The following is a 26,638-nucleotide window of genomic DNA, read 5'->3' on the forward strand; positions in this document are numbered from 1 at the left end:
CCTCCTTCGCGCTCGTCGTAGGAGCGCGAGGGTAGCCACTACCCGCGTCGTCGGCGACGGAGTTTCAGCGAAGGTCGCTGCCCTTGGTCTCCGGCAGGGTCCGGATGACGAAGAACGCGATCACCGCTCCGGCGGCCACGTACCAGAAGAACAGTGTCGACAGCCCGGCGTCGGACAGTGCCGTGAGCACAAGGGGAGCGGTCCCGCCGAACAACGCGACGGTCAGGTTGTACCAGGCGCCGATGCCGAGGCCGCGCAGTTCGGTGGGGAACAGCTCGCTCATGATCGCGGGCGCGATCGACGTCATCGCCGTGTACAGGCAGAGCCCCACGCAGAACACGACCAGCAGACCCGGCAGGCCCGGCCGGACCAAAGTGGACAGCGGGACGATGAGGATCGCGGTCGCCGCCGCCCAGACGAGCAGCTGTGGCTTGCGGCCGAAGCGATCCGACAGGGCGCCCATCGGGTACTGGAGTGCGACGAACAACGCCGTCGCGATCGACAACGCGAGGAACACGTCGACGTCGTCGGCCTTGCGGGTCTTGACCGCGAACGAGGTCAGCGCGCTGAAGAACGTGTAGTAGCAAAGGGTCGACAGCATCGAGAAACCCACGAGCTGCACGACGGCCCGCGGGTGCTCGCGGAGGGTGGTGCGCAGCGGTCGCTCGACCCGGCGCGCCGTCGACTTCTTCTCCTCGAAGATCTCGGTCTCGGCGAGACTGCGGCGCAGCCACAGGCCGATGATGCCGAGAACGCCGCCGAGCAGGAACGGGATCCGCCAGCCGTACGCCGTCAGATCCGCCTTGGTCATCGTCCTGGCGAGCACGAAGCCGAGGATCGAGGCGATCAGGACGGCGGAGCCGGTCGAGATGTAGAAGAACGCGGAGTACCGCCCGCGGCGGGCGGGTGGCGCGATCTCGCCGAGGTACGCCGACGCGTTGGAGACCTCGCCGCCGAGCGACAGGCCCTGCGCCACCCTCGCGAGCAGCAACAGGATCGGGGCCAGCCAGCCGACCTGGTCGAACGTCGGCAGGAGACCGATGGCCACCGAACCGCCCGCCATCAGCACGATCGTCAGGATCATCGCGGGCTTCCGGCCCTTGATGTCGGCGAAGCGGCCGAGCAACATCCCGCCGAGCGGCCGGAAGAAGAACGCCAGCGCGTACGTGGCGAAGGTGTTGATCAACGCCAGCGCTTCATTGCCCTTCGGGAAGAACTCGCTGGCGAAGTAGATGCTGAAGGTCGCGTAGATGGTCCAGTCGAACCATTCCAGCGCGTTCCCGACACTGGCGGCGAACAACTTCTTCACCGGGAGCCGATGCCTCAGCCGCTCCGTCGTTGCGTCCGCCATCGGCACCTCCGTACTCGCGCGTGGACGGAACCTTGCCAGAAAGTCCCCGCGCGGGAAAGAACCTGTCGAATGTCGGGATCGGGATCCTCGTTACGAAGTACTCGCGAGCGCGAACGGCAGAACGGCGCGAGCCCCGGCCTGGCGAAGTAAGCGGGCGGACAGGGTCATCGTCCATCCGGTGTCGATCAGGTCGTCGACCAGCAGGATCGGCCCCTCGGCCGAGGCGACCTCGGCGGCGAGCCCTTCGGAAAGGCCGAGGCGATTCCACAGGTCGGCCAGCCGCTGCGCGCTGTTCGCCTGACTCGGGGGCGGCCCCGTCGAAGTCATGGCGCCCAGGTAGTTGAGCCGCCCGATGGACGCCAGCTTCGTCGCCAGACTGTGGACCAGCTGAGGCCGGGTGGCGGACGGCACCTCCACGACCGCGACCGGACGCTCGGACCACTGCCAGCCCTTGAGTACCTCGATGCAGGCTTGGAAGACCGGGTCGGGGAGTTCGGTGTCCACTGCGGACGGTCCGACGAGCTCGCGCAGCCGTGTGCCCCAGCCGACGTCGGTCACCCGCCCGACGACCTGGCCGGTTTCGGCCTGCTCGCCCGCCGGCAGCCGTCCGGAGAGCGGGACCTCCAGCCCCGCCATCCCGGTCGGCCACATCTTCCGCGGCGCCACCTCGACCCCCGGCCGGCGCAACCGCTGCCGGGTGGCGTCGACGACGTCGTCGGAAATCGTGGTGTCCCAATGCTTACCGGTGCAGTTGTCGCACCGTCCGCAGGGCGTCGCCTCCGGATCGTCCAGCTGCTTCCGCAGGTACTCCATCCGGCAGCCGTCGGTTTCGAGGTAGGCCAGCATGGCGTTCTGCTCGTTGGTCCGCGCCGCGCTCACCCGCGCATAGCGTTCCTTGTCGTACCGCCACTCCTCACCGGTGCCTTCCCAGCCGCCTTTCACCCGGCGGACGGCGCCGTCGACGTCCAGCACCTTGAGGACCATCTCCAGCCGGGACCGGGACAGCTCGACGAACGGTTCGAGCGCGGGTGTCGAGAGTGGACGGTCCGCGTACGCCAGCGCGTTGAGCACCTGGGTCACCCGCAGTTCGTCCGGGAACGCGAGCGAGCCGAAGTACGCCCAGATGTCCTTGTCCTCGTGGCCCGGCAACAGGATCACTTCGGCGCGATCGACGCCACGTCCGGCACGGCCGACCTGCTGGTAGTACGCGATGGGGGAGGACGGAGCCCCGAGGTGGACGACGAAGCCCAGATCCGGCTTGTCGAACCCCATGCCCAGCGCCGAAGTGGCCACCAGCGCCTTGACGTTGTTGTTCAACAGATCGTCTTCGGCCGCCTGACGGTCCGCGGGGTCGGTCTTCCCGGTGTAGGCGGCGACCGGATAGCCGCGTTCGGTCAGCAGGCCCGCCACGTCGTGGGCGGCGGCGACGGTGAGCGTGTAGATGATGCCGGAGCCCGGCAGCTCCTCCAGATGCTCGGCCAGCCAGGCGAGCCGGGCCTGCGACGTGGGCAGCTTGGCCACCGAGAGGTGCAGGCTTTCGCGGTCCAGACTGCCGCGCAGGACGAGGGTGTCGCCCCCATTGCCGATGCCGAGCTGTTCGGCGACGTCGGTCGCCACGCGGTCGTTCGCGGTCGCGGTGGTGGCGAGTACCGGGACGCCGTCGGGCAGATCCTTCAGCAGCGTCCGCAACCGCCGGTAGTCCGGCCGGAAGTCGTGCCCCCAGTCCGAGATGCAGTGCGCCTCGTCGACCACGAGCAGGCCGGCGCTCGCGGTCAGCTTCGGCAGGACGGTGTCCCGGAAGTCCGGGTTGTTGAGCCGTTCCGGGCTGACCAGCAGGACGTCGACCTCGCCCGCCGCGATCGCGGCCTGGACCTGATCCCACTCCTGCGGGTTCGCGGAGTTCATCGTCGCCGCGTGGATGCCCGCCCTCGCCGCCGCGGAGATCTGGTTGCGCATCAGCGCGAGCAGCGGCGAGATGATCACGGTCGGGCCGTTGCCCCGCTCCCGCAGCAACGCGGTGGCCAGGAAGTACACCGCGGACTTGCCCCAGCCGGTGCGCTGCACGACGAGCGCGCGACGGCGGTGCGCGACCAGCGCCTCGATGGCCGTCCACTGGTCGTCACGCAGCCGGGCGCCCTCGCCCGCCAACGACTGGAGGAGGGTCTCGGCGCGATCCCGGAGAGTCGATGTGTCCACGTCCCCACCTCTACCCCATGCCACCGACGAAGTCGCGACCGGGAAGTCGTGAACGGGCCGTTCATCCATGGAACCGACTGTAATGTGATCCAGATCACGCCTGGTCGGTGGGTCCGGCGACCCGAGCGTGAAGCCTCGCGCGCTGTATAGGCTCACGACTCATGTCACCACGCAGGATCGGGGTCATGGGCGGCACGTTCGACCCCATTCACCACGGGCACCTCGTCGCGGCCAGTGAGGTCCAGTCGCGGTTCGCGCTCGACGAGGTCATCTTCGTGCCCACCGGTCAGCCGTGGCAGAAGTCCGACAGGGTGGTCACCCGTGCCGAGGACCGCTATCTGATGACGGTGATCGCGACGGCGTCCAACCCCGTCTTCTCGGTCAGCCGCGTCGACATCGACCGCGTCGGACAGACCTACACCGTCGACACCCTGCGCGACCTGCGCGCGGAGTACCCGGAAGACCAGCTGTTCTTCATCACCGGCGCGGACGCGCTCGAACAGATCCTCACCTGGCGCAACGCCGACGAGCTGTTCGACCTCGCGCATTTCATCGGCGTCACCAGGCCGGGTTACCGCCTCAACTCGCAGCATCTGCCGAGCGGGAAGGTGAGCCTGGTCGAGGTGACCGCGATGGCGATCTCGTCCACCGCGTGCCGTGAACGGGTCGAAGGCGGGGAGCCCGTCTGGTACCTCGTCCCCGACGGCGTGGTGCGCTACATCGCCAAAAAGGACCTCTATCGCAAAGACCGGGGTTCCCCACCGGGTACCCTCGTCGGGCGCACCCGCGAGTAAAGCCATCTGTTTGAGGAGAACTGTGACAGCCACGTCCGAGGCACGAGAGCTGGCCGTAGCGGCCGCCCATGCGGCGGCGGACAAGAAGGCGAGCGACGTGGTCGTGCTGGACGTGTCCGACCAGCTTGTCATCACCGACGCCTTCGTCATCGCGTCCGCGCCCAACGAGCGCCAGGTCGGCGCCATCGTCGACAACGTCGAGGAACAGCTGCGGCTCAACGGGCACAAGCCCGTCCGCCGCGAAGGCGCCCGCGAAGGCCGCTGGGTCCTGCTGGACTACGTCGACGTCGTCATCCACGTCCAGCACCAGGAGGAGCGCTCCTTCTACGGTCTCGAGCGGCTCTGGAAGGACTGCCCGCGGATCGAGGTCGAAGGTTTGGAGACACCCGCCGAGGAGGACCCCGCCGACGCGCAAGGCGCCTCGTGAGCCCGCGGCGGCTGGTGCTCTGGCGCCACGGCGAGACCGATTACAACGCGGCGGGCCGGATGCAGGGGCATCTGGACTCCGCGCTGACCCAGGTCGGCTGGAACCAGGCCAGGTTCGCCGTTCCCGCGCTCGCCCGGTTCTCGCCGGATCTGGTGATCGCCTCGGATCTGCGCCGCGCCACCGACACGGCCACGGTGCTCACCGAGGCCATCGGCGTCCCGCTGCGCATCGACAAGCGCCTGCGCGAAACCCATCTGGGTGAATGGCAGGGCTTCACCGGCCAGCAGGTCGACGAGGCGTACCCCGGCGAACGTGCCCGCTGGCGCGTCGACGCGACCTGGGCGCCGCCCGGCGGCGAGTCACGGGTCGACGTCGCCGAACGCGCGCTCGAGGTCGTCGCGGACCTGGATCAGGCCAATTCCGACGCGGGCGACGCGGTACTGCTGGCCACGCACGGCGGCCTGATCATCGCGCTGACCGCGAAACTGCTCGGCCTGCCGGTCGAGTCGTGGCCGTCGCTGGGCGGGATCGCGAACTGCCACTGGGTCGAGCTGACCAGGCGCGACGGCAACTGGCGCCTGGCCGCCTACAACGCGGGAATCACCGGCTGATCCATGGCCCCGCGCCTGCTCGTGTTCGGCGATTCCCTCAGTTTCCACGGCCCGGACGGCCCGCACGCCGCCGACGACGCGCGCCTGTGGCCCAACGTCGCCGCCGAAGCACTCGGTGGTGGTGGCGTGGATCTCGTCGCCGGGTTCGGCTGGACCGCCCGTGACGCCTGGTGGTCGCTGATCGGCGACCCGCGGGTCTGGGCGGATCTCCATCACGTCGACGCCGTCGTCCTGGCCGTCGGGAGCATGGACACGCTGCCCTCGCCGCTGCCCACCTACCTGCGCACCGGACTGCGGTACCTGCGGCCCGACCCATTGCGGCGAGTGGCGCGCAAGGCGTATCTCGCCGCCCAGCCGCGGCTCGCGATCGCATTCCGAGGACGTCCGGCGGTCCTGCCGTCGAAGCTCACCGTCCAGTACCTCGACACCGCCGTCGGGGCCTTACGGGCGCTGCGACCGGACCTGCCGGTCTTCGGCATCCTGCCGTCGGTCCACCGGTCCGACGCCTACGGTCGCGTGCACACCGCCCGCGCCGGTGCCGCGGCCGCGATCGCCGCATGGGGTCGTCGCGCGGACGTCCCGCTGCTGGATCTCGGAGCCGTCGTCGGCGACCACGTGCTGAGCGGACGGGGCAATCCGGACGGGATGCACTGGGGGTGGGAAGGACATGCCGCCGTCGGCGCGGAAATGGCCCGCCTGATGGCCCCGGTGCTCCGCCCCTCGGCAACGTAGGCTGGCTGCCGTGTCGGTCGCCGTAGTCACGGATTCCACCGCCCACCTGCCGGAAGGCTTCGCCGAACGGAACGGGATCCGGGTGGTCCCGCTGCATGTCCTCGTGGACGGCGTCGTCTTCCTCGACGGCGTCGAGATGGGGCCCGCGGCCCTGGCCGAGGCGCTCGGCAAACGCAGCCTGGTGACGACCTCCCGGCCGACCCCCGCCGAGTTCGTCAAGGAGTTCCGGGCGGCATTGGCCGAAGGAGCGGACGCCGTCGTGTCGGTCCACCTGTCCCGGGAGCTGTCGGGGACCTGGGAGGCGGCGGTGCTCGCGGCCCAGGAGGTCGGACCGGACAAGGTGCGCGTGGTCGATTCGCGCAGCACCGCGATGGGACTCGGGTTCGCCGCCTTGCGCGCGGCGGGCGCCGCCGCGGACGGAGCGGATCCGGCCGAGGTGGAGGCGGCCGCGGTCGACGCGGTGAGCCGCTCGGAGACCCTGTTCGCCGTCGAGACCCTCGAATACCTGCGCCGCGGCGGGCGGATCGGTCCCGCGGCCGCCCTGCTCGGCACGGCGCTCGCGGTGAAACCGGTGCTCCACATGTCCGAGGGCCGGATCCAGCCCCTGGAAAAGGTGAGGACGATGAATCGCGCGGTGGCGCGGCTGGTCGAGCTCGCCGTGAAGGCGGCCGAAGGCGGGCTCGCCGACATCGCCGTCCACCATCTGGCTTCGCCCGAGCGTGCCGTCGAACTGGCCAACCGGCTCGAGGAGTCCATCGACTGCCCGGAAGGGTGCGTGGTCTCGGAAATCGGCGCCGTCATCGGGGCCCACACCGGACCCGGTGTGCTCGGTGTGGTGATCCAGCGCGCGGGTTAGGGAACCCGCCAGCGTCCCATACGGTCCCGACGGAAAACGGCGATCCGGCCTCGGCCGCGGCCGGGTTGTCCACAACACCCCACTTGTCCACAGCCTCGGGATTCTCCACTGCCGCCCGCCGTCCCCGCTCCGTAGCGTCGTTCACGTGTTCGACCAAACCGCCCGGTCACCGGGTCCCTCCGTCAACGCCAGGCTGGCGTGGCTGGCCGCGCAGCTGTCGTCGCCCACCCAGGGCCCGCCCGCGGGCAGGCTCGCACGCCGCTGGGTGCCCGCCCGGTTCACGGCGGACGGGATTCCGGTGAACCGGCGGTGGTTCGCCGTGGTGGCCGTGCTGATCGCGGTGGCCGTGATCGTGGCCGGAGCGATCGCCTTGTTCGGACACCGGCCAGGGGCGGAGACCGTGCCGCCCCTGCCGTCGGCGAAGGCCGCCGGAGACGTCCCCGCCGCGGCGGGCAAGGCGCCTCTGGTGGTCAGCGTCGTCGGCCGGGTACTCAGACCCGGCCTGGTCACGATCCCTCCGGGCGCACGGGTCGCCGATGCCCTCACGGCGGCCGGTGGGGCACAGCCCGGAACGGATCTGACCGGAGTGAATCTGGCCCGGCGGCTCACCGACGGTGAGCAGGTGGCCGTCGGTGTCCCCGTTCCGGCCGCGGCCGGAACGGCGGCACCGACGGGGAAGCTCGACCTGAACACGGCCACGGCCGAGCAACTCGACACGCTGCCCGGGGTCGGCGAGGTGATGGCGAAACGCATCATCGACTGGCGGTCCGGGCACGGCGGGTTCACCACCGTCGAGCAACTCCGTGACGTAGAAGGGATCGGCGAAAGCAAGTATCGAAAATTCCGGGAATTGGTGTCCGTCGGATGAACCCGTCCGCCGATCCGTCCGAAGTGGACACCGCGTCGTGGCGAGGTCAGGACCTGCGGCTGTTACCGGCCGCGGCGACGGCCTGGCTCGGCACTCTTTCCGGACTTCTCGCCGGCTGGTGGATCACGATGCTCTTCGGTACGGCCGCCGTGGTGCTCGCGATCATCGCCGGTGTCCGTGCCCGCCGGACGGCGTCCCGGTGGGTGGCGGGCCTGGGTGCCCTGGCGGTCCTCGGCGTGCTCACCGCCGGCCCGGTGGCGCTGCGGATCCGGGCCGCCGAGCACGACGACCTCCGTGCCGCCGCCGCACGGGGGAGCGACGCCACCACGAGGGTGGTGGTCACCGAGCGGCCACGTCCGGTCCGCGGTGCCGGATACGCTGATCGCCGGGCGGGCACCCGCCTGGTGGTCATCGCCGCGACGGTGGACGCCGCGGTGACGGGCGAGCGGGCGGTGGATTCGGCCGGCCGGATCCTCCTGCTCGCTCCCGCCGAGGGGTGGAAGGACCTGCTGCCCGGGCAGCAGGTCACCGCCTCCGGGCGGCTCGCGCCGGCGAAGGGGGCCGAACTGACGGTCGCGGTCCTCTCGGTGCGAGGCCCGCCGTCGGACGCAGGACCGGCGCCCTGGTGGCAGCGAGCCGCGGAATCGCTGCGCACCGGGCTCCGGGACCTGTGCGCCGTCCTCCCGGAGGAAGAGGCCGGTCTCGTGCCCGGACTGGTCGTGGGGGACACGAGCACGCTCTCCCCGAGGGTGGAACACGAGTTCACCGACTCCGGCATGTCCCACCTGATGGCCGTGAGCGGTGGGAACGTGGCGATCGTCTGCGGCGCGATCCTGCTCCTGCTGAGAGTGCTCCGGGTCGGGCCGCGGACTTCCGCCACCGCGGCCGCCGTGGGGCTTGCCGGGTTCGTGGTCCTCGCCGGGCCCGCGCCCAGCGTGCTCCGCGCCGGGGTGATGGGGGCGGTCGGCCTGCTGGCGCTGGCACTGGGGCGCCGGGGTTCGGCGCTGCCCGCGCTGGCGTTCGCGGTGGCCGGGCTCGTGGTGGCCGATCCGGCGATGGCCGCCGACTTCGGGTTCGCGCTTTCGGTGCTCGCCACGGCCGGGCTCGTACTGCTGGCACCGAAATGGGCGGAGTGGCTGGTCGGACGCGGTGTTCCGGCCGGTTACGCCGAGGGGCTGGCCATCCCGCTGGCCGCGTTCGTGATGACAGCGCCGGTCATCGCGGGCATGGCGGGATCGGTCAGGCTCGTCTCGGTGCTGACCAACGTGCTCGCCGCGCCGGTGGTCGCCCCGGCCACCGTGTTCGGCGTGCTCGCCACCGCCGTCGGACCGTGGTGGCCGTCGGCGGGCCGGCTGCTGGTCCGGTTGACCGAACCCGAGGCGAGCTGGCTCGTCACCGTGGCCCGCCACGGCGCCCGGGCGCCGGGAGCCGTCGTGGACTGGCCGGATGGCTGGTGGGGCGGGCTTTTGGCGGCCGGACTGCTCGCCGTGCTGCTCGTCGTCATCCGGTTGCGGCACGGGCGGATCCTGCTGGCGATCGCTTTGGCCACCGGGTTGGTCGTCTTCGTACCGGTGCGTGTGCTGGCACCGGCGTGGCCACCGCCGGCGTGGAACGCCGTCGCCTGTGACGTCGGACAGGGCGATGCCGTCGTCCTCGCCACAGGTGAGCAGGGGAGGGCGGTCCTGGTCGACACCGGGCCGGAACCGGGACCGGTGGACGAATGCCTGAGCAGGCTCGGCGTGGACCGCGTGCCGCTGATCGTGCTGAGTCATCTGCACGCCGACCACATCGGCGGTCTCGGATCCGTCTTCGAGGGCCGGTCGGTCGGTGCGGTCGCCGTCGGCCCGGGACGGGCTCCGGCCTGGGCGTGGCAGCAGGTCGCGGACGAGACGGCGCGGCGCGGGATTCCCTTGCTGGAGCTGGAGATCGGACAACGGCTGGAATGGCAGGCGTTGTCACTCGACGTACTGGGGCCGCGTTATGTCACCCGGCGGTCGGTCCGTGAACAGGACGGCACGGTGATCAACAACGGTTCGGTCGTCCTGCGCGCCGGGACCCCGGCGGGCCGGTTGCTGCTGACAGGCGACATCGAGCTCGCCGCGCAGTCCGACCTGATGGCCGAGGGCGCCGATCTGCGTGCCGAGATCCTGAAGGTCCCGCACCACGGAAGTCGTTACACGGCACCGGATTTCCTCAACGCCGTCGCACCGCGGGCCGCGTTGGTGAGCGTCGGTGCCGGAAACACCTACGGCCATCCGAACAAGTCCACTTTGGACAGCCTGGTGGCCGTCGGCGCGTCGGTCGCCAGAACGGACACGGACGGCGACACCGCGGTGGTCGCGGACGGGCGAGGCCTCGCCCTGGTACGCCGGGGTGAGCCCCGCGGCCCGCCTCGTTCCTGAGGCGGGCCGCGGGAACTGAGATGCCCGAGCTTAGATACCCAGAGCTTCGCGGACCGCGTCGGCCGAGGCGCTGACGGTGGCCTTCGGGCCGATCTTGTCCTCGACGGCGTCGAGGGTCTTGAGGCCGTCGCCGGTGATCAGCAGGACGATCTCCTCGTCCGGGTTGAGCTTGCCGGTCTCGATGAGCTTCTTGGCCGTCGCGACGGTCACGCCGCCCGCGGTCTCGGTGAAGATGCCCTCGGTGCGGGCGAGCAGCCGGATGCCCTCGACGACCTCTTCGTCGGTGACGTCTTCGATCGCGCCACCGGTGCGGTTGACCACGTCGAGGACGTAGGGGCCGTCGGCCGGGTTCCCGATCGCCAGCGACCGGGCGATCGTGTCCGGCTTGACCGGCTGGACGACGTCGTGGCCGGCCCGGAAGGCCGCCGAGACGGGGGAGCAGCCGGTGGCCTGCGCGCCGAACACCTTGTACGGCGTCTCGTCGACGAGGCCGAGCTGACCGAACTCGCGGAAACCCTTGTCCACCTTGGTGAGCTGGGAACCGGAAGCGATCGGCACCACGATCTGGGAGGGAAGCCGCCAGCCGAGCTGTTCGGCGACCTCGAAGGCCAGCGTCTTGGAGCCTTCCGAGTAGTAGGGCCGGACGTTCACGTTGACGAACGCCCAGCTCTCCTGCTCGGCGGCGAGCTGGGTGGCGAGCCGGTTCACGTCGTCGTAGTTGCCGTCGACCGCGATCAGGTCGCCGTCGTACACGGCGGTGGTGAGGATCTTGGCGCGTTCGAGGGTCTTCGGGATCAGGACGACCGACCGCCAGCCCGCGCGGGCCGCCGCGGCGGCGACGGCGTTGGCCAGGTTGCCGGTCGACGGACAGGCCAGCACGTCGAATCCGAATTCGCGGGCGGCGGCCAGTGCGACGGCGACCACGCGGTCCTTGAACGAGTGGGTGGGGTTCCCGGTGTCGTCCTTGACCCAGACCTTCTTGACACCCAAGGCTTTCGCGAGCCTGTCGGCCTGGATGAGCCGGGTGGCGCCGGGTTCGGTGTTGGGGATTTCTTCGACATTCGACGGAACGGGAAGGAGCTTCTTGTAGCGCCAGATGTTCTTCGGTCCGGCTTCGATGTCCTCGCGGCGCACGCGGCCGAAGTCGTAGGCGACCTCGAGCGGCGAGAAGTCCTCGGCGGAAACGAATTCGGGGGCGAGCGGCTGCCGATGTCCCTCTTCCTTCGACACCAGTTCGACGGCCGGTCCGAGATCCGGGGTCTTGGTGGTGGAGGTCGTGCCGAGGGTTGCGGTCATCGCGAGGTTCCTTTCCTCATCTGCCCCGCCGGTGGCGGGCCGGAATTGGCACCGTGTTCGTCAGCTACCCCGCGATCGCGGGATGACAGGCTGACGCCGGTTGCCGGGGCTTCATCGGGCCGTTCCCTCTGCCCCTCTGGATGAGCGGTATTCGATTGTCGGCACGCGCGTCAGCGCGTCGCCTCGCCAACACCGTACGACATGAGCCTCAGGTGGGGCCACCGTGCCCGGAACACATCACCGGACAAAGCACACGAGAGGACGAGTGGCAGGATCGTCACCGTGACGACGCAAGCTTCCGCCCCATCGCCGCTGGTCCTGGTTCTCGGTGAGGAAGAGCTGCTGATCGAACGTGCGGTCCGCAGTGCTTCGGACGCGGCCAAAGCGGCCGATCCGACGGCGGATCTCACCCGGATCCGGGTGTCGGACCTCACAGTCCCGGCGCTTGCGGAAATGGTCAGCCCTTCGCTGTTCGCCGAGGGCAGGGTGATCGTCCTCGAATCCGCGCACGACATCTCGCAGGAGCTCGCCGACGGGGTGATGGCCTACGTCAAGGCGCCCGCCGACGGCATCGTGCTCGTCGTCGTGCACAGCGGAGGCGGCCGGAGCAAGGCCGCGAAAGGGCTTCCAGCCGCCTTGAAGAAGGCGGGCGCGGAGGTCGTCGAGTGCCCGAAGCTGACCAAGGCCGCCGAGCGGGAATCCTTTGTCCGCAACGAGGTCCGCCGGGTCGGCGGGAAGATCGACGGTGCGGCCGTGCTCGCGTTGATCGACGCCGTCGGCTCGGATCTGCGCGAGCTGTCGTCGGCGGCGACCCAGCTCGTCGCGGACGCCGGCGGGGCGGTCGACGAGCAGGCCGTCCGGCGCTACCACCGTGGCCGCGCGGACGTGAACGGTTTCGCCGTCGCCGAGAAGGCCGTCGCCGGTGACAAGGCGGCGGCGCTGGAGTCGCTGCGCTGGGCGATGCAGCTGGGCGTACCGCACGTGCTGGTCGCGGACGCGCTCGCCGACGCCGTCCGCACGATCGCGCGAGTGTCCGGCGCCGGTCGCGGCAACCCGAATCAGATGGCGGGCGAGCTGGGGATGCCGCCCTGGAAGGTCCGCAAGGCGCAGGGGCAGGCCCGCGGCTGGGGGCAGGACGGTCTGGCCACCGCGATGCGCGTGGTCGCCCGGCTCAACGCCGAGGTCAAGGGCGTGGCGGCCAACCCGGAGTACGCCTTGGAGCGCGCTGTCCTGGAGGTCGTCGACGCCCACGGCACAAGCCGCTGAGAACGGCGAAGGGCCCCGGCGACGCGAGTCGCCGGGGCCCTTCGAAAGCCGATCAGAGAGAGTTCGCGCGCTTCGCGAGCGCGGACTTCTTGTTGGCGGCCTGGTTGGCGTGGATGACGCCCTTGGTCACGGCCTTGTCCAGCTTCTTGGCCGCGTCCTTCTGCAGCTCCAGGGCCTTGGCCTTGTCGCCGGCGTCGGCGGCCTCGCGGAACTTGCGGATCGCGGTCTTCACCGAGGACCGGATCGCCTGGTTGCGCTGACGCGCCTTCTCGTTGGTGGTGATGCGCTTGATCTGCGACTTGATGTTGGCCACGGGGGCGCTCCTCTTGAATCTCTCGGTGGTTTCACCGCCGCGCTGTGACCGGCCCTGCGTGCTCGTGGGAGCGGCGCGGGTTTCCTCCATGACGGAATGCCACACGACGGTGAAAGGCAAGCTTAACAGCCGTCCCGGCACGGCTCGCGCCAGCCTCGGAAGGGCTGCTTGCGGTACGGTGAAGATCGTAGTGCCTAGGGTTCCGCCGCCTGCCCGTTCAGCGAAACACACAATCAGGGCAGACGGGACCGGTCCGAGCGGCACCATCGGCGGAGCCGGAAGCGCCGCCGTTCATCTGACGGGACAAAAGCCTGGAGGACCGGGTTTTCCGCATGCGCGGAAAACATGAAAGGTCCGCTGTGAACGCCACCGCTCTGTCCTTCGTCGTCATCGCCGCCGTCATCCACGCGGGCTGGAACCTCGCCGCCAAGCGGATCCGCCGCGGCGGAGCCAGGTTCGTCTGGGCGTACTACAGCCTTTCCGCGATCCTGCTCGTCCCCGTCATGGCGGTCTCGCTGGCCGTGGAACCACAACGTCCACAGTGGACCTGGCTGTTCGCCGCCGTGGTCACCGCCGTGTTCCATGTCACGTACGGCATCGTCCTCCAACGGGGATACGCCGTCGGCGATCTGTCCGTCGTCTATCCCGTCGCCCGCGGGACCGGGCCGCTGATCTCGGTGCTCGCCGCCGTCGTGCTGCTCGGCGAGCGGCCGGGGATCCTCGGCCTGGTGGGCGCGTTCCTCGTGGTCGCCGGGGTGCTGGTGATCGGGACCGGGCGGGCACCGGCCCACGCCGACGCCGCCGACCGTGTCGCTCGCCGCAAGGGCCTGGTCTACGGCCTGCTGACCGGTCTCACGATCGCCGCCTACACGCTGTGGGACGCGCATTCGGTCACCGGTCTCGGGGTCCCGCCGATCGTGTACTTCGGAACCGGCGCGATCGTGCAGAGCCTGCTTATGGCGCCGTACGCGCTGAAGGACCGCGAGGAGATCTCGTGGCTCTGGCGCGAGCACAAGCGCGAGGTCGTCATCGTCGGCGTGTTCTCGCCCGTCGCCTACCTGCTGGTGCTCTACGCCCTCCAGGTCGCCCCGGTGAGCCTCGTCGCGCCCGCGAGGGAACTGAGCATCGTCTTGGGCGGTATCGCCGCCTGGCTGGTCCTGGGGGAGGCGAACGCCGTCCGACGGCTGGCCGGGTCGGTGGTGGTGCTGGCGGGTATCGCCGCGATTGCGATGGCCTGAACCCATCCGGTAGGGATTGAGCCATGGACGTGCTGAGCAGCAGGGTGCTGATCCACCCGAAGGACCTCGACGTGTCGACGGCGTTCTATCGGGACACCCTGGGCCTGGCCATCGACAAGGAGTTCCCCGGCGGGACGGTGTTCTTCGCCGGGAACGGGTCGATCGAGATCGTCGGCACCGGAGAGACCGGCCCGACCCCTGACGTCGCCTTGTGGCTTCAGGTCCGGGACCTGCCCGCGGCGCTCGGAGAACTCGCGGAGAAGGGCTTGGAACCGGTTCGCGGCGCGCGGCGCGAGCCCTGGGGGCTGGACGAGGCGTGGATCGCCGACCCGGACGGCACCAGGATCGTGCTGGTCGAGGTGCCGCGTGAGCATCCGCTGCGCACTGACCCTCGCTAGGCGAGTGGCTTGATCGCGCGCAGCTGAGCGGCGAGGGAGGCGCCGAAGCCCGGCGGGTCCCAGGTCCAGGTCTGCAGATCGACGAAGCCGGCGGCGGCCGCCTCGTCGGCCAGCTCGTGCCGGGACACCGGCAACCATTTCTCGTGCGACGAAAGTAGCAGCCTGCCGCCGGGGCGCAGCACCCGGAACAGTTCGGCGAACCCGGCCGCCCGGTCGTCCCACAGCTGCACGTTGTTGACGCTCAGGACCACGTCGACGCTGTCGTCGGGCTCACCTGTGGCGTCCGCGGTGCCCTGCCGCAGCTCCACTTCGTCGCCGCAGCGGCGACGGGATCGCGCGAGCATCTCCTGCGAGGGGTCGACACCGATCGTCCGGGCCGCGCGTTCGGCCGTGGCCTGCAGGCCGATTCCGGGGCCGGGGCCGACGACCAGGGCGGTCTCGGTGGACTCGATCGACGCCAGCTCGACGACGCGAAGCTCGGTGGCCGCGTTGCCGTGCGCCATCGCCCGCCCGCCGAACCGGCCGAGCAGTCCCCGGGGACGACCGAACGTCCGGTCGAGCATTTGGGACAGTGAAGTACTCATACTTCGAGGGCACCACAGCTCATCACGGGCCGCATCGGGGATGACCCCCACTCGCACCCGGAGCGGCATGGGACCATAGAGGTGGCACACCCCGACCTTCGCGAGGAAACCCGTTGACGACGTTCGCCGACACGACCTTCACGCCCCCGGAGCTCATCCGGAACTTCTGCATCATCGCGCACATCGACCACGGCAAGTCGACCCTGGCCGACCGCATGCTGCAGCTCACCGGCGTGGTCGAGGAGCGGGCCATGCGCGCTCAGTACCTCGACCGCATGGACATCGAACGGGAACGCGGGATCACCATCAAGGCGCAGAACGTGCGCCTGCCCTGGAAGGTCGACGGCCAGGACCACGTCCTGCACCTGATCGACACCCCGGGCCACGTGGACTTCACCTACGAGGTCTCCCGGGCCTTGGAGGCCTGTGAAGGGGCGATTCTCCTGGTCGACGCCGCTCAGGGGATCGAGGCGCAGACGCTGGCGAACCTCTACCTGGCGCTCGAGAAGAACCTGCACATCATCCCGGTGCTGAACAAGATCGACCTGCCGTCGGCCGACCCGGACAAGTACGCGGCCGAGCTGGCGCACATCATCGGCTGCGAACCTTCGGACGTGCTCCGCGTGTCGGCCAAGACCGGCATGGGCGTGACCGAACTGCTGGACGAATGCGTGCGGCAGGTGCCGGCGCCGGTCGGCGACGCGGACGCGCCCGCCCGCGCGATGATCTTCGACTCGGTCTACGACACCTACCGGGGCGTCGTGACCTACATCAGGGTCGTCGACGGCAAGATCACGCCGCGCGAGCGGATCAAGATGATGTCCACCGGCGCCACCCACGAACTCCTCGAGGTCGGGATCATCTCGCCGGAGCCCAAGGCGAGCAAGGGGCTCGGGGTCGGCGAGGTGGGGTACCTCATCACCGGGGTGAAGGACGTCCGTCAGTCGAAGGTCGGCGACACCGTCACCTCCGAGCGCAAGGGCGCCGAGCAGCCGCTCGCGGGCTACCGCGAGCCGAAGCCCATGGTCTACTCCGGCCTCTACCCGGTCGACGGTTCGGACTACCCCGAACTGCGTGAGGCACTGGACAAGCTCCAGCTCAACGACGCCGCGCTCGCTTACGAGCCGGAGACCTCCGTGGCGCTCGGGTTCGGGTTCCGCTGCGGCTTCCTCGGCCTGCTCCACCTGGAGATCACGCGGGACCGGCTCGAACGCGAATTCGGCCTCGACCTGATCTCGACCGCTCCGAACGTCATCTACAACGTCGTGCTCGAGGACAAGAGCGAGGTCGTGGTGACGAACCCCTCGGACTGGCCGTCCGGGATGAAGATCTCCGAGGTCCACGAGCCGGTTTCCAAGGTGAGCATCCTGGCGCCGTCGGAGTTCGTCGGCACGATCATGGAGCTGTGCCAGGCCAAGCGCGGGACGCTGCTGGGGATGGACTACCTCTCCGAGGACCGCGTCGAGCTGCGGTACAACATCCCGCTCGCGGAGATCATCTTCGACTTCTTCGACACGCTAAAGTCGCGTACGCGCGGCTACGCGTCGCTCGATTACGAAGAGGGCGGCGACCAGATCGCGGATCTGGTCAAGGTCGACATCCTGCTGCAGGGGGAGACCGTCGACGCCTTCTCGGCGATCGTGCACAAGGACGCCGCGTACGGCTACGGCAACCGGATGGCGACGCGGCTGCGCGAGCTGATCCCGCGGCAGCAGTTCGAGGTGCCGATCCAGGCGGCCGTCGGGTCGCGGATCATCGCCCGCGAGACCATCCGCGCGATTCGCAAGGACGTGCTCGCGAAGTGTTACGGCGGTGACATCTCGCGTAAGCGCAAGCTGCTGGAGAAGCAGAAGGAAGGCAAGAAGCGGATGAAGACCGTCGGCCGGGTCGAGGTCCCGCAGGAGGCGTTCGTCGCCGCTCTGTCCACTGAGGACGCCGGCAGCAAGAAGAAGTAGCCGATACTCGCGAAGGCCGCCCGGATCACCGTCCGGGCGGCCTTTTCGTATCAGCGGTTCCCGGAGATCCGGTTCGCGGTGACGAAGACGGCGACACGGCGTTCGGCGGCCATCACACGGTCGTACTCGTCCCAATCGTCGTGGGTCCCCGTCGCCGCGATGAAGACCTCGCGCAGCAGCTTGGGGAGACCGGCGGGGTCGAAGGCCGGATCCGGGTCGTCCGGGCCGATGAGGTGGGTGCTTCCCTGGACCGCCGCCCACTCCCAGCCGCGCCGGAAGGTGATCGTGGCGTGGCCGGCCCGGCGGAACAGGTCGAGTTTCTTCACTCCGCCCATTGCCACGAAGGCGACTCCGGGTGCCTTGGTGACCGGGTCTTCGAAGACCCCTGCGTTCACCACCGAGGAATGGACGGTGCCGTCCGAGCGAACCGTCGAGACGGTCGCGAGTCCGTTTTCACGCAAGGAAAGAGTGCGGACGAGTTCGAGGTCTGCGGCCATGGGACCACCGTAGTCCCGCTCGGCCCGGTGCAGGGGCCGAGCGGGACCACGAGGCGGGTCAGCAGGTGCCGTTGTCGCGCCAGACGCCCCATTGGCCGGTCGTTCCGGGTTCTTCGCCCTGTGTCCACCACTGGGCCGTCCACTTGTGCCCGTTGTGGGACACGGTCGCTCCGCCGGTATAGACCGACGCACGGTCCCACGCGGGCAGCGTGCAGGTGCCCGGGTTACCTGATCCGGTTTCCCAGGGCACCTGGCTCGACTTGTAGTAGTCGAGGCCCTGCGCCTGCCAGCGCGGCGCCTGCGCGCCGAGGCGCACCCGGAAGGTGTTCCAGTCGTGCGTCGACCACGGCGACCAGCCGAGTTCGGCGTGCGCCGGGAGCCGGGGGAAGGCGAGGTAGTCGATGTTCGCCGGGGTCGCCACGGTTTCGGTCCACAGCGGGGATTCGACGCCGCGGACGGCGGATTCGGGTACACCGGAGAGGTAGGCGCCCGGGTTCCAGTTGTAGGCGTCCTGGACCTCGATGTAGCCGGCCCACGAGAGCCCGATCGGCGTGCTGGAGTTGTACTTCATGTCCAGGTACGCCTTGTTCGCCGGCGACAGGATCACCTTGCTGCCGCGGGCGACGGCGTTGGAGACCTCCGTGCTGGACGTCGTCGTGCCCCAGAACTGCGGGGTCGCGGTGGCGGGCAGGGTGGCTTTGCCGATCTCGTGCCAGCCGACGACCTGCTTGCCCGCGGCGGCCACCATCGGCAGCACCCGGTTCATGAACGTGCGGTAGTCCGTGTCGCTGGTGGCCTGGGCCTCGTCGCCGCCGAGATGGAAGTACGGTCCGGGCGTCAGCGCGGCGACCTCACGGATGACGTCGTTGACGAAGGTGTAGGTGATGTCCTTCGAGATGCAGAGCGAGCTGTAGCCGACGGCGGTGTCGGTGCGCAGAGGCGGGGCGGTGTTGTTGCAGTTCAGCTCGGCGTACGAAGCCAAGGCGGCGTTGGTGTGGCCCGGCATGTCGATCTCCGGGATGACCGTGATGAACCGCGAGGCCGCGTAGTTCACGATCTCCGTGTACTGCGCCTTGGTGTAGTAGCCGCCGGCGCCGCCACCGACCTGGGTGCTGCCGCCGTAGGTGGTCAGCCGCGGCCAGCTGTCGATCTGGATGCGCCAGCCCTGGTCGTCGGCGAGGTGCAGGTGCAGGTTGTTGATCTTGTACTGGGCCAGCTGGTCGATGTACCGCTTGACCGTGGCGACCGGGTGGAAGTGCCGGGCGACGTCGAGCATCGCGCCTCGGTAGCCGAAGCGCGGGTAGTCCAGGATGTTCGCGCCGGGGATCGTCCAAGGACCTTGCTGCACCGTGGGGCTTTCGATCTTGCCGGGCAGCAGCTGGCGCAGCGTCTGGACGCCGCCGAAGAGACCTTGTGCCGTCGTCGCGCGCAGGATGACCGACGCGGACGTGGAGTTCAGCTGGTAGCCCTGGTCGCCGACGCGGGTGTCCGCGCCGGACAGGAGGAGCGAGATGCCGTCGGCCGGTGTGCCGGACGGCGCGTCGGCGACGGGCAGGGGGAAGCCGGTGGACGTGCGGAAGATCCCGGCGAGGTACTCACCGACGGCTTTGGCCTGTGCCGACCCGGCCTGGGTGTAGATCTTGGTGTTCGCGGTCAAGGTGTGGTCGGAGCCGGTGACCGCTTGGGCCGAGACCGGGACCGGGACGATCGCCTGCAGCGGCGGGGTGGCCGCGTCGGCGACCGGGGCGGCAGCGGTGGTGGCGCCGGCGAGCAGCGCCACCCCGACGAAGGCGCGACCCAGCCGCGCTCTCAAGGTCTTCACCGGGGCCTCCAAGGGGGACGAGGGCGTGACGTGCGTCACGACCGTCCGATCGTCGCATTTTCGCCGTTAAAGGTCTAGACCACCACGAGCGAACCTTGGAGTGACTCGAACGTCACAATGCGTGTCGCCGCGACGGGACTATCGTCGGAAACGTGTTCGAAGACTTGCGTTTCCCCGTGATCGCGGCCCCGATGGCGGGCGGGCCGACCACTCCCGAGCTCGTGGCCGCGGTGACCGCGGCGGGTGGATTCGGCTTCCTGGCCGGGGGCTATCTGAGCGCCGACGCCCTCTCGGACCGGATCGCCAAGACGGCCGAGCTGACCGCTGAACCGTTCGGCGTGAACCTCTTCGTATCGGGTGGCTCCGCCGCCGACGCGGATCTCGGTGCGCACATCGAGCGCTGGCGTGCGGAGGCCGAGCGCCTCGGCGTCGAACCCGGCGAGCCACGCTGGGACGACGACGCCTATGCCGCGAAGCTCGAGGTCGTCTTGGCGCGGAAGGTGCCGGTCGTTTCCTTCACGTTCGGCACGCCGTCGACCGAGGACGTCGAACGCTTGCACGCCAACGGGAGCAAGGTGGCCGTCACGGTCACCAGCCCGGCGGAGGCCGATCGGGCCGTAGCCGTCGGTGCGGACGCGCTCGTGGTCCAGGGGTTCGAGGCCGGAGCGCATCGAGGGCTTTTCGCCGACGAGCCCGGAGCCGAAGGCGGGGGTGCGCAGTATGGCGTCCTGAGCCTGCTCCGGCTGGTCGCGGCGCGGACGGATCTGCCGCTCGTCGCGACCGGTGGGCTCGTTCACGGCGCCGACATCGCGGCGGTACTGGCGGCGGGAGCCGTCGCGGCGCAGCTGGGTACCGCGTTCCTGCGGGCGGACGAGGCCGGGACCCAGCCCGCGCATCGGCAGGCATTGGCGGACGGGGGAAGGCCGACGGCGTTCACCCGGGCGTTCAGCGGACGTCCCGCCCGGTCACTGGTCAACCGCGCGGTCGCGGATTTCTCGGCCACCGCACCGTCGGCGTATCCGGAGGTCAACAACCTGACCAAGCCGATCCGCGCGGCGGCGGGCAAGGCGGGCGACCCCGAGATCATGTCCCTCTACGCGGGGCAGACCTACGAACTCGCGGGCTCCGGTCCGGCGGCGTCGATCGTCGAACGCCTCCAGGCCGAAGCCCGCGAAGCCGCTACGCGTTTGAGTCGTCTCCGCTGACCTGCTTCGCGTCGCCGTTGTTCGTGTTCATCACCGAGTGACGGCGGCTGTAGGCGAAGTAGATGATCAGGCCGATGCCGAACCAGGCCGCGAACCGCAGCCAGGTCTCCGGGTTCAGGAAGGTGATCAGCCAGATCGAGAAGACGATCCCGATGATCGGCACGATCGGCATGCCCGGCGTCTTGAACGAGCGCGGCAGGTCCGGCTGCTTGTAGCGCAGCACGATCACCGCGACGCAGACGACGACGAACGCGAGCAGGATGCCGATGTTCGTCAGTTCCGCGGCCTCACCGATGGGCAGCAGACCGGCGATGACCGCCGACGCGATACCGAGCACCCAGGTCATCCGGCTCGGCACCTTGCGCACCGGGTGGGTCTTGCCGAACCACTTGGGCAGCAGGCCGTCGCGGCTCATCGAGTAGCCGACGCGGCTCGCGCCCATGAGGAAGGTGAACAGCACCGTGGTGATACCGATGATCGCGCCCACGGCGATGATCAGGCCGAGCCACTTCATCCCGAGGCCCGCGAAGGCGCTGGAGAAAGCGGCCTCGCTGTCGATGTCCTTGTAGTTGACCATGCCGGTCAGGACCAGGCAGGCCAGCACGTAGAGCACCATCGAGATGGCGAGCGAGTAGATGATCGCCTTCGGCATGTGCTTCTGGGAGTCGGTCGATTCCTCGGCCGCGGTGGACATGGCGTCGTATCCGAAGACCGCGAAGAACACCGTCGCCGCTCCGGTGAACGCGCCGCTGAGGCCGAACGGGAAGAAGTTCGAGTAGTTGTCGCTGTTGATGTGGAAGACACCGACGACGATCACCAGCAGGACCAGGCCGACCTTCAGGTAGACCAGCAGCGTTTCGAACCGGGCCGCGTTCTTCATGCCCTGGTTGAGGATGAAGGCGATCAGCAGGCACAGCAGCACGGCGAACAGGTTGATCTTGTAGGAGCCCGGTTCGACACCGGCCTTTTCGGTGCCCGGAGCGCCCAGCATCCAGGTCGGGAGCTCGATGTTCAGGTAGCCCAGCAGCTCATTGAAGTAGCCGGAGATGCCGATCGCGACCACCGCCACGATCGCGGTGTACTCCAGCAGCAGGTCCCAGCCGATGAACCAGCCGACGATCTCGCCCAGCACGGTGTAGCCGTAGGTGTAGGCCGACCCGGCACGGGGGATCAGCCCGGCGAACTCGGCGTAGGAGAACGCGGCGGCGGCGCTGGCGATACCCGCGATGAGGAACGAGATGAGCACGGCGGGTCCGGCCGTCTTGTTCGCGACCGCGCCGGCCAGGGAGAAGATCCCCGCGCCGATGATGCCGCCGACGCCGATCGCGGTCAGCTGCCGCAGGCCCAGCGTGCGTTGAAGCCCTCCGCCCCCACTGAGTTCTTGGATCTGATCGATCGGTTTACGGCGGAAAATCCCGGATCCCGAGCCCAGGCTGCGCGGTGCGGACATCGTCGTCTCCCAACAGGTTGTGCCCTTCGGACTGGGTCACAGTCCGAAGGGCACCGTACTGGCAGACGGCCGATCGCACCTATCCGGCGACGGTGTCCTCGCTCACTTCGGCCGCCACGCGAGCGGCGATCTTCGACGGCCTGGAGGCGCCGGCGGAGAAGTAGGTGAGCAGCTCCGAGATCTCGACGGGGTCGTCCAGCTGCGGGCAGTGGCCCCAGTCCTCACGCACCATCAGCCTGCTGTGCGGGACCAGCGCGTGCAGCTGCCGTCCGGAGGCGGCGCTGACCAGCTTGTCCTTGCCGCAGACGACCACCAGGAGCGGGACACGGACCTCTTCGAGCCGGTACGCGTTCGCCAGCTCCTCGACGAGCTGCCTCGCCTGTTCGAGCCTGGTGGTGGTGGAGCGGTAGTCCGGGAACAATGAGGTGAACCGGCGCACCTGGGCGGCGTCGGCTGCGGCCGAGTCGGCGTACAGGAGCCGGGGGACGACCTGCTCAGCGACGGCGCGCACGAGGAAGCCGGGGATCGGCAGCGGCAGGGCCGAGTACATCCGCAGCGGCAGCGGGTACCGGGCCACGGTGCGGATGAGCCAGCTGTCCACGAAACCGGGCGCGGCGATCGACACCACGCCGGCGACCGGCAGCCGGTGGTTCTCCGCGGCCCGCAGGCTCATCGTGCCGCCGAGCGAGTTGCCGGCGAGCACCACCGTGCCGAGTACGGCCTGCTCCTTGACCACGGCCGCGGTGAACGCGTCCAGCTGCGGCAGCATCGGGCCCGGCCGCAGTGGCTGAGCGTCACCGAATCCGGGCAGATCGACCGCGACCGCCGGAACACCGGCGGCCGCGAGCAGCTCCAGAACGGGGCGCCAGGTGTCGGCGCTGTCGCAGTAGCCGTGCAGCAGCACCAGCCTCGGCGCGGTCGGCTTGACCTGCCCGCGCGCCGTGGCCCGTTTGCCGAGCATCCGCCGAGGGGCGCGGTCGGTGGATTCCACCGGCTGCGGCCCGACTTCGAGCACTCTGGTGCGGACACCGGCGTAGCGCCGGAACGAGACGCGGATCGGGTCGGTGTCGGTGGTGGTCCGGCCCCCGGGGTCCGCCGGTTCGGGCCGCTGCGATGCGGTCATGGTTCCAGGCTAACCGCGAGAGGTCGGATTTTGGTCGAACTTTGGTTGTAAGAAGCTCGCCAAGTCATAACGTTCTTGACACTTGACAAGACCGCGAAATAGCTGTTTGACCTGCGTGGAACGCGCGAACGTGCGCTTGTGTGCGCGCTTGATCACGGCGAGGGGGCGGACTCACCCCTCCGATCAATGCGTGAAGACGACCTTTCCTGAAGTTTCCCCGTCGAGCATGTTCTTAAACCCGGTTTCGGCTTCCGCGAACGGCAGTTCGGCACCGATCTGCGGGCGGACCCCGGTGAGCTCCAGGTAGGCGAGGAGATCGTTCAGCTCGTCCCTGGTCCCCATGGTCGAACCCGCGATGCGCAGTTGCAGAAAGAACACGCGCTGCAACTCCGCGTGAGCGTCCGGACCGCTGGTCGAGCCCGAGACGACAATGATGCCGCCCGGCTTCAGCGACTTCACCGAATGGGACCAGGTCGCCTTGCCGACGGTTTCGAAGACCGCGTCGACCCGCTCCGGCAACCGCGCGCCGGACTCAAAGGTCTGATGTGCGCCCAGATTCTCGGCCAGCGCACGCTTCTCTTCGCTACGCCCGGTGACCCAGACCCGGAAACCGGCCGCACGCCCGAGCTGGATCAGCGCGGTCGAGACGCCGCCGGAGGCGCCCTGGACGAGCATCGTCTGCCCAGGCCGCAGCCCGGACTTCACGAAGAGCATCCGGTACGCGGTCAGCCACGCCGTGCCCATGGTCGCGGCCTCCGCGAAGCTCAGGCCCGACGGCTTCGGAACGACATTGCGCGCCGGCACCACGACCTGCTCGGCGAAGGTGCCCTGGTGCTTCTCGGTGAGCAGGGTGCGCTTCGGGTCGAGGGTGTCGTCGCCCTGCCAGCCCGGGGCGTTGATCACCGAATGGACGACGACCTCGGTGCCGTCGTCGAGGGTGCCCGCGCCGTCGCAGCCCAGGATCATCGGGAACTGCTCGGGTTTGATGCCGACGCCGCGCAACGTCCACAGGTCGTGCATGTTGAGGCTGGCGGCCTTGACGTTGACCCGCACCCAGCCTTCGGGGACCTCGGGTTCGGGCCGCTCGCCGATCACCAGCGAGTCCAGCGGCTTTTCGGCGTTGGGTTCGGAAGCGTAAACGGCGAACATGGCAGCAACTTACATGGCCTGACGGGTGACGGCACTGGATGCGAGCGTAGGCTCACACTGTGTTCAACGGGCTTGCGGACTGGTGGGACGGCGTCGAACTGTGGCTCGCGCAGGCCCCGTTCCCCGTGCAGTTCGTGCTGGTCATGGCGGTCGTGGTGCCGCTGTGCCTGGTCGCGGCCTGGGTGCTCGACACGATCTTCGGAAAGGTCGCCCGGCGCTTCGGCACCGCCCGCGATGCGAACGACTCCGACCGGCCGTCCTAAGCTGGCACACCATGTTCAACCGTAGGCGGATCACCGCCGCCCTGATCGGCCTGATCGTGCTGGTGCTCGCAGGCTGGTTCGTCAAGGACGGCATCAGCGGTGACGACACGAAGAGCGCTCCGGCGAGTTCGTCCGCTTCGGCCGCGCCGTCGGGCGACGCCGCGGCGAGCGGGGCGAAGGGCAAGGTCGCGGGCGAGGATTCCGGTCTCCCGGTCAAGCCGCTGACGAAGCTTCCTTCGCAGGCGTCCGACACCTGGAAGCTCATCCAAGCGGGCGGGCCGTACCCGTATCCGCGCAACGACGACGTCACCTTCCAGAACCGGGAGAAGGTCTTGCCCGCCAAGGGGTCCGGCTACTACCGGGAGTACACGGTGAAGACGCCGGGCAGCCCGGATCGCGGGGCGAGGCGGCTCGTGACCGGCAGTGGCAAGGAGCTGTACTACACCGAGGACCACTACAAGTCCTTCGTCGTAGTGGATCCGACCCGATGAGCGCGGGCAAGGACGCGGCGGACAAGGCGTTCGCCCGCGGCGCGTATCCGCACCTGATCGACGGCACACGCACGGTCGACAAGGACTCGACCCTCGACGCGATCGCGGAGGCGCTGTCGTTCCCGGACTACTTCGGGAAGAACCTCGACGCGCTCTACGACTGCCTCACCGACCTGTCCTGGCTCCCGCCCGGCGAGCACGTCCTGATCTGGGCAGGTTCCTCGGGGCTGCGGGAGCGTGATCCCAAGGCGTACCTGGCCGTCCGCAGCGTGCTTTCCGACGCGCAGCGGGCGCTGGGGCCGTCCGGCGATCGGACGGACTCCCGGCGCCTCACCGTCGTCCTGCCGGACTAGGCCGTGTCCTGTGAGTCTGTTCGATGGGCTTCGTGATCCAGGTGGTTCCTGACGGTGCGGGCGGGTCGGCCTCGTACCGGGTCGTACTCGGCCGAGCCCGCCCGTGCCGTCAGGGACCGCTTGGGCGCGAAGACCGCGAACAAGACTTGCAGGACACGGTCTATGCCTCCGGCACCCAGTTCGGCTTGCGCTTCTGCGCGAAGGCCGTGATGCCCTCCTGGCCTTCTTCGCTCGCGAAGAACCCGGCGGACAGCTTGTTCATGGCTTCGAAGCCTTCGGCGGGTGTCGCCGGGCGCGGCTTGCTGAGCAGTTCCTTCGTCGCCGCGAGCGCCTTCGGTCCGCCGAGCGCGAGCGCCTTGACGTAGCGGGCGACCTCGTCGTCGAGTTCGTCGGCGGGGACGGCCGAGTTCAGCAGGCCGATCTCTACGGCGCGCTTCGCGTCGAAGGTGTCACCGGTCAGGAACAGCTCGTGCGCGGCGCGGGCGTTGAGCCGCGGCAGCACGGTGAGCGAGATGACGGCGGGCACGACGCCGATCCGCACCTCGGAGAAGGCGAAGGTCGCTTCGGGGACGGCGACGGCGATGTCGGTCGCGGCCACCATGCCGATCCCGCCAGCTCGGGCGGGGCCCGCGAGCCTCGCCACGACGGGCTTGGGGCTGGTCCACAGCTGCTCGAGGATCTTGGGGAACTCGTTCACGCCCTGGGCGCCCGCACCGGCGCCGCGGGCCTCCTTGAGATCCATACCCGCGCAGAACACCGGACCGGTGTGGGTGAGCACGATGACCCGCACCGCGTCATCCGCCTGTGCCTTGTCCAGCGATTCGCTCAGTTCACGCCGCAGCTGGGCGGAGAGCGCGTTGCGGTTGTGCGGGGAGTCCAAGGTGATCGTGGCGGTGCCGCCCACCACGTCGTAGTGCACCAGTTCGTCAGCCATGCCCCACCTTCGCACGGGCGAAGTCGGGCCGGGCAGTGGCCTGCGCCACCATCGTCACGACGGT

26 protein-coding genes and 1 riboswitch are annotated in these 26,638 nt (G+C 69.4%); of the genes, 15 read left to right on the forward strand and 11 right to left on the reverse strand.

Translation table 11 applies throughout. The annotated features are described in order from the left end of the window. Positions 1-64 precede the first annotated feature (64 nt). The gene (locus ED92_RS25405; RefSeq protein WP_037342729.1) at positions 65-1,351 is read right to left on the reverse strand and encodes an MFS transporter; all 1,287 of its coding nucleotides are present in this window, start codon (positions 1,349-1,351) and stop codon (positions 65-67) included. Between the two features lie 90 nt (positions 1,352-1,441). Then, complete coding sequence (locus tag ED92_RS25410) at positions 1,442-3,547, reverse strand: RecQ family ATP-dependent DNA helicase (RefSeq protein ID WP_037342730.1); 2,106 nt, start codon at positions 3,545-3,547, stop codon at positions 1,442-1,444. 161 nt (positions 3,548-3,708) lie between these two features. Between ED92_RS25410 and nadD the strand changes: the two genes are divergently transcribed. The 7 genes from nadD (at position 3,709) to ED92_RS25445 (ending at position 10,237) form a co-directional block, all read left to right on the forward strand. Continuing rightward, a complete protein-coding gene (nadD, locus tag ED92_RS25415) occupies positions 3,709-4,341 on the forward strand; it encodes a nicotinate-nucleotide adenylyltransferase (RefSeq protein ID WP_081975916.1) in 633 nt (210 codons plus the stop codon). A gap of 22 nt (positions 4,342-4,363) precedes the next feature. Then, positions 4,364-4,768: a ribosome silencing factor gene (gene rsfS, locus ED92_RS25420; RefSeq protein ID WP_037342733.1), complete on the forward strand. Its 405-nt coding sequence runs from the start codon at positions 4,364-4,366 to the stop codon at positions 4,766-4,768. Further along, positions 4,765-5,379 (forward strand): histidine phosphatase family protein, encoded by a 615-nt coding sequence (locus ED92_RS25425; protein WP_037342734.1) that lies wholly within the window; start codon positions 4,765-4,767, stop codon positions 5,377-5,379. Before rsfS ends, ED92_RS25425 begins: the two co-directional genes overlap by 4 nt. Positions 5,380-5,382: 3 nt before the next feature. After that, positions 5,383-6,111, forward strand: coding sequence for a diglucosylglycerate octanoyltransferase (gene octT, locus ED92_RS25430; RefSeq protein ID WP_037342735.1), 729 nt, complete (start codon positions 5,383-5,385; stop codon positions 6,109-6,111). A gap of 10 nt (positions 6,112-6,121) precedes the next feature. Next, the gene (locus ED92_RS25435) at positions 6,122-6,967 is read left to right on the forward strand and encodes a DegV family protein (protein WP_037342736.1); all 846 of its coding nucleotides are present in this window, start codon (positions 6,122-6,124) and stop codon (positions 6,965-6,967) included. Positions 6,968-7,112: 145 nt separating this feature from the next. Continuing rightward, complete coding sequence (locus ED92_RS25440) at positions 7,113-7,835, forward strand: ComEA family DNA-binding protein (RefSeq protein ID WP_037342737.1); 723 nt, start codon at positions 7,113-7,115, stop codon at positions 7,833-7,835. Further along, positions 7,832-10,237 (forward strand): ComEC/Rec2 family competence protein, encoded by a 2,406-nt coding sequence (locus ED92_RS25445; protein ID WP_037342739.1) that lies wholly within the window; start codon positions 7,832-7,834, stop codon positions 10,235-10,237. The genes ED92_RS25440 and ED92_RS25445 overlap by 4 nt, the downstream gene beginning before the upstream one ends. Positions 10,238-10,267: 30 nt before the next feature. Here the strand turns inward: ED92_RS25445 and thrC are convergent, their stop codons facing one another. Then, positions 10,268-11,533, reverse strand: coding sequence for a threonine synthase (thrC, locus tag ED92_RS25450; RefSeq protein ID WP_005158594.1), 1,266 nt, complete (start codon positions 11,531-11,533; stop codon positions 10,268-10,270). Positions 11,534-11,546: 13 nt separating this feature from the next. Beyond that, a riboswitch (SAM riboswitch) is annotated at positions 11,547-11,680 on the reverse strand. Positions 11,681-11,815: 135 nt separating this feature from the next. On the opposite strand from thrC, the gene holA reads away from it, so the two are divergent. After that, entirely contained in the window at positions 11,816-12,799 is a 984-nt protein-coding gene (holA, locus tag ED92_RS25455; RefSeq protein ID WP_016332404.1) for a DNA polymerase III subunit delta, read from the forward strand. 52 nt (positions 12,800-12,851) lie between these two features. Here the strand turns inward: holA and rpsT are convergent, their stop codons facing one another. Further along, the gene (gene rpsT, locus ED92_RS25460; RefSeq protein WP_005158599.1) at positions 12,852-13,112 is read right to left on the reverse strand and encodes a 30S ribosomal protein S20; all 261 of its coding nucleotides are present in this window, start codon (positions 13,110-13,112) and stop codon (positions 12,852-12,854) included. A 332-nt stretch (positions 13,113-13,444) separates the two neighbouring features. Between rpsT and ED92_RS25465 the strand changes: the two genes are divergently transcribed. Both ED92_RS25465 and ED92_RS25470 read left to right on the forward strand, forming a co-directional pair. Further along, complete coding sequence (locus ED92_RS25465; RefSeq protein WP_037342744.1) at positions 13,445-14,350, forward strand: EamA family transporter; 906 nt, start codon at positions 13,445-13,447, stop codon at positions 14,348-14,350. 23 nt (positions 14,351-14,373) lie between these two features. Next, complete coding sequence (locus ED92_RS25470) at positions 14,374-14,748, forward strand: VOC family protein (protein ID WP_037342745.1); 375 nt, start codon at positions 14,374-14,376, stop codon at positions 14,746-14,748. On the opposite strand, the gene ED92_RS25475 is transcribed toward ED92_RS25470, so the two are convergent. Continuing rightward, complete coding sequence (locus tag ED92_RS25475) at positions 14,745-15,332, reverse strand: class I SAM-dependent methyltransferase (protein WP_052120860.1); 588 nt, start codon at positions 15,330-15,332, stop codon at positions 14,745-14,747. The two genes, ED92_RS25470 and ED92_RS25475, sit on opposite strands and share 4 nt — an antisense overlap. A gap of 113 nt (positions 15,333-15,445) precedes the next feature. Here ED92_RS25475 and lepA point away from each other — a divergent pair, with 113 nt between their 5' ends. Continuing rightward, a complete protein-coding gene (gene lepA, locus ED92_RS25480; RefSeq protein ID WP_037342747.1) occupies positions 15,446-17,287 on the forward strand; it encodes a translation elongation factor 4 in 1,842 nt (613 codons plus the stop codon). A gap of 50 nt (positions 17,288-17,337) precedes the next feature. On the opposite strand, the gene ED92_RS25485 is transcribed toward lepA, so the two are convergent. After that, positions 17,338-17,784 carry a pyridoxamine 5'-phosphate oxidase gene (locus ED92_RS25485; RefSeq protein ID WP_037342749.1) on the reverse strand — a complete coding sequence of 149 codons (447 nt, stop codon included), beginning with the start codon at positions 17,782-17,784 and terminating at the stop codon, positions 17,338-17,340. 58 nt (positions 17,785-17,842) lie between these two features. Beyond that, positions 17,843-19,606 (reverse strand): family 20 glycosylhydrolase, encoded by a 1,764-nt coding sequence (locus tag ED92_RS25490; RefSeq protein WP_037342751.1) that lies wholly within the window; start codon positions 19,604-19,606, stop codon positions 17,843-17,845. Between the two features lie 152 nt (positions 19,607-19,758). Between ED92_RS25490 and ED92_RS25495 the strand changes: the two genes are divergently transcribed. Next, positions 19,759-20,811 carry a nitronate monooxygenase gene (locus tag ED92_RS25495; protein WP_037342753.1) on the forward strand — a complete coding sequence of 351 codons (1,053 nt, stop codon included), beginning with the start codon at positions 19,759-19,761 and terminating at the stop codon, positions 20,809-20,811. Here the strand turns inward: ED92_RS25495 and ED92_RS25500 are convergent. The 3 genes from ED92_RS25500 to ED92_RS25510 all read right to left on the reverse strand — a co-directional run bounded on the left by ED92_RS25500 (position 20,786) and on the right by ED92_RS25510 (position 24,533). Beyond that, positions 20,786-22,261, reverse strand: a complete 1,476-nt coding sequence (locus ED92_RS25500; protein WP_037342754.1) for an amino acid permease — start codon at positions 22,259-22,261, stop codon at positions 20,786-20,788. The two genes, ED92_RS25495 and ED92_RS25500, sit on opposite strands and share 26 nt — an antisense overlap. A 79-nt stretch (positions 22,262-22,340) precedes the next feature. Beyond that, positions 22,341-23,384, reverse strand: coding sequence for an alpha/beta hydrolase (locus ED92_RS25505; protein ID WP_037342756.1), 1,044 nt, complete (start codon positions 23,382-23,384; stop codon positions 22,341-22,343). Positions 23,385-23,567: 183 nt separating this feature from the next. After that, entirely contained in the window at positions 23,568-24,533 is a 966-nt protein-coding gene (locus ED92_RS25510; RefSeq protein WP_037342758.1) for a quinone oxidoreductase, read from the reverse strand. Positions 24,534-24,592: 59 nt separating this feature from the next. On the opposite strand from ED92_RS25510, the gene ED92_RS25515 reads away from it, so the two are divergent. From ED92_RS25515 to ED92_RS25525, 3 genes are read left to right on the forward strand one after another with little or no spacing between them, the layout of a single operon-like run. Further along, positions 24,593-24,796 carry a CDP-alcohol phosphatidyltransferase family protein gene (locus tag ED92_RS25515; protein WP_037342760.1) on the forward strand — a complete coding sequence of 68 codons (204 nt, stop codon included), beginning with the start codon at positions 24,593-24,595 and terminating at the stop codon, positions 24,794-24,796. Positions 24,797-24,807: 11 nt separating this feature from the next. Next, entirely contained in the window at positions 24,808-25,287 is a 480-nt protein-coding gene (locus tag ED92_RS25520) for a ribonuclease domain-containing protein (protein WP_037342761.1), read from the forward strand. Beyond that, entirely contained in the window at positions 25,284-25,640 is a 357-nt protein-coding gene (locus ED92_RS25525) for a barstar family protein (RefSeq protein ID WP_037342763.1), read from the forward strand. Before ED92_RS25520 ends, ED92_RS25525 begins: the two co-directional genes overlap by 4 nt. A 160-nt stretch (positions 25,641-25,800) precedes the next feature. Here the strand turns inward: ED92_RS25525 and ED92_RS25530 are convergent, their stop codons facing one another. Then, a complete protein-coding gene (locus ED92_RS25530) occupies positions 25,801-26,574 on the reverse strand; it encodes an enoyl-CoA hydratase family protein (protein WP_016332418.1) in 774 nt (257 codons plus the stop codon). Positions 26,575-26,638 lie beyond the last annotated feature (64 nt).

Origin of the sequence: Amycolatopsis sp. MJM2582, assembly GCF_000754115.1 — a bacterium.
Lineage (GTDB): Bacteria > Actinomycetota > Actinomycetes > Mycobacteriales > Pseudonocardiaceae > Amycolatopsis > Amycolatopsis japonica.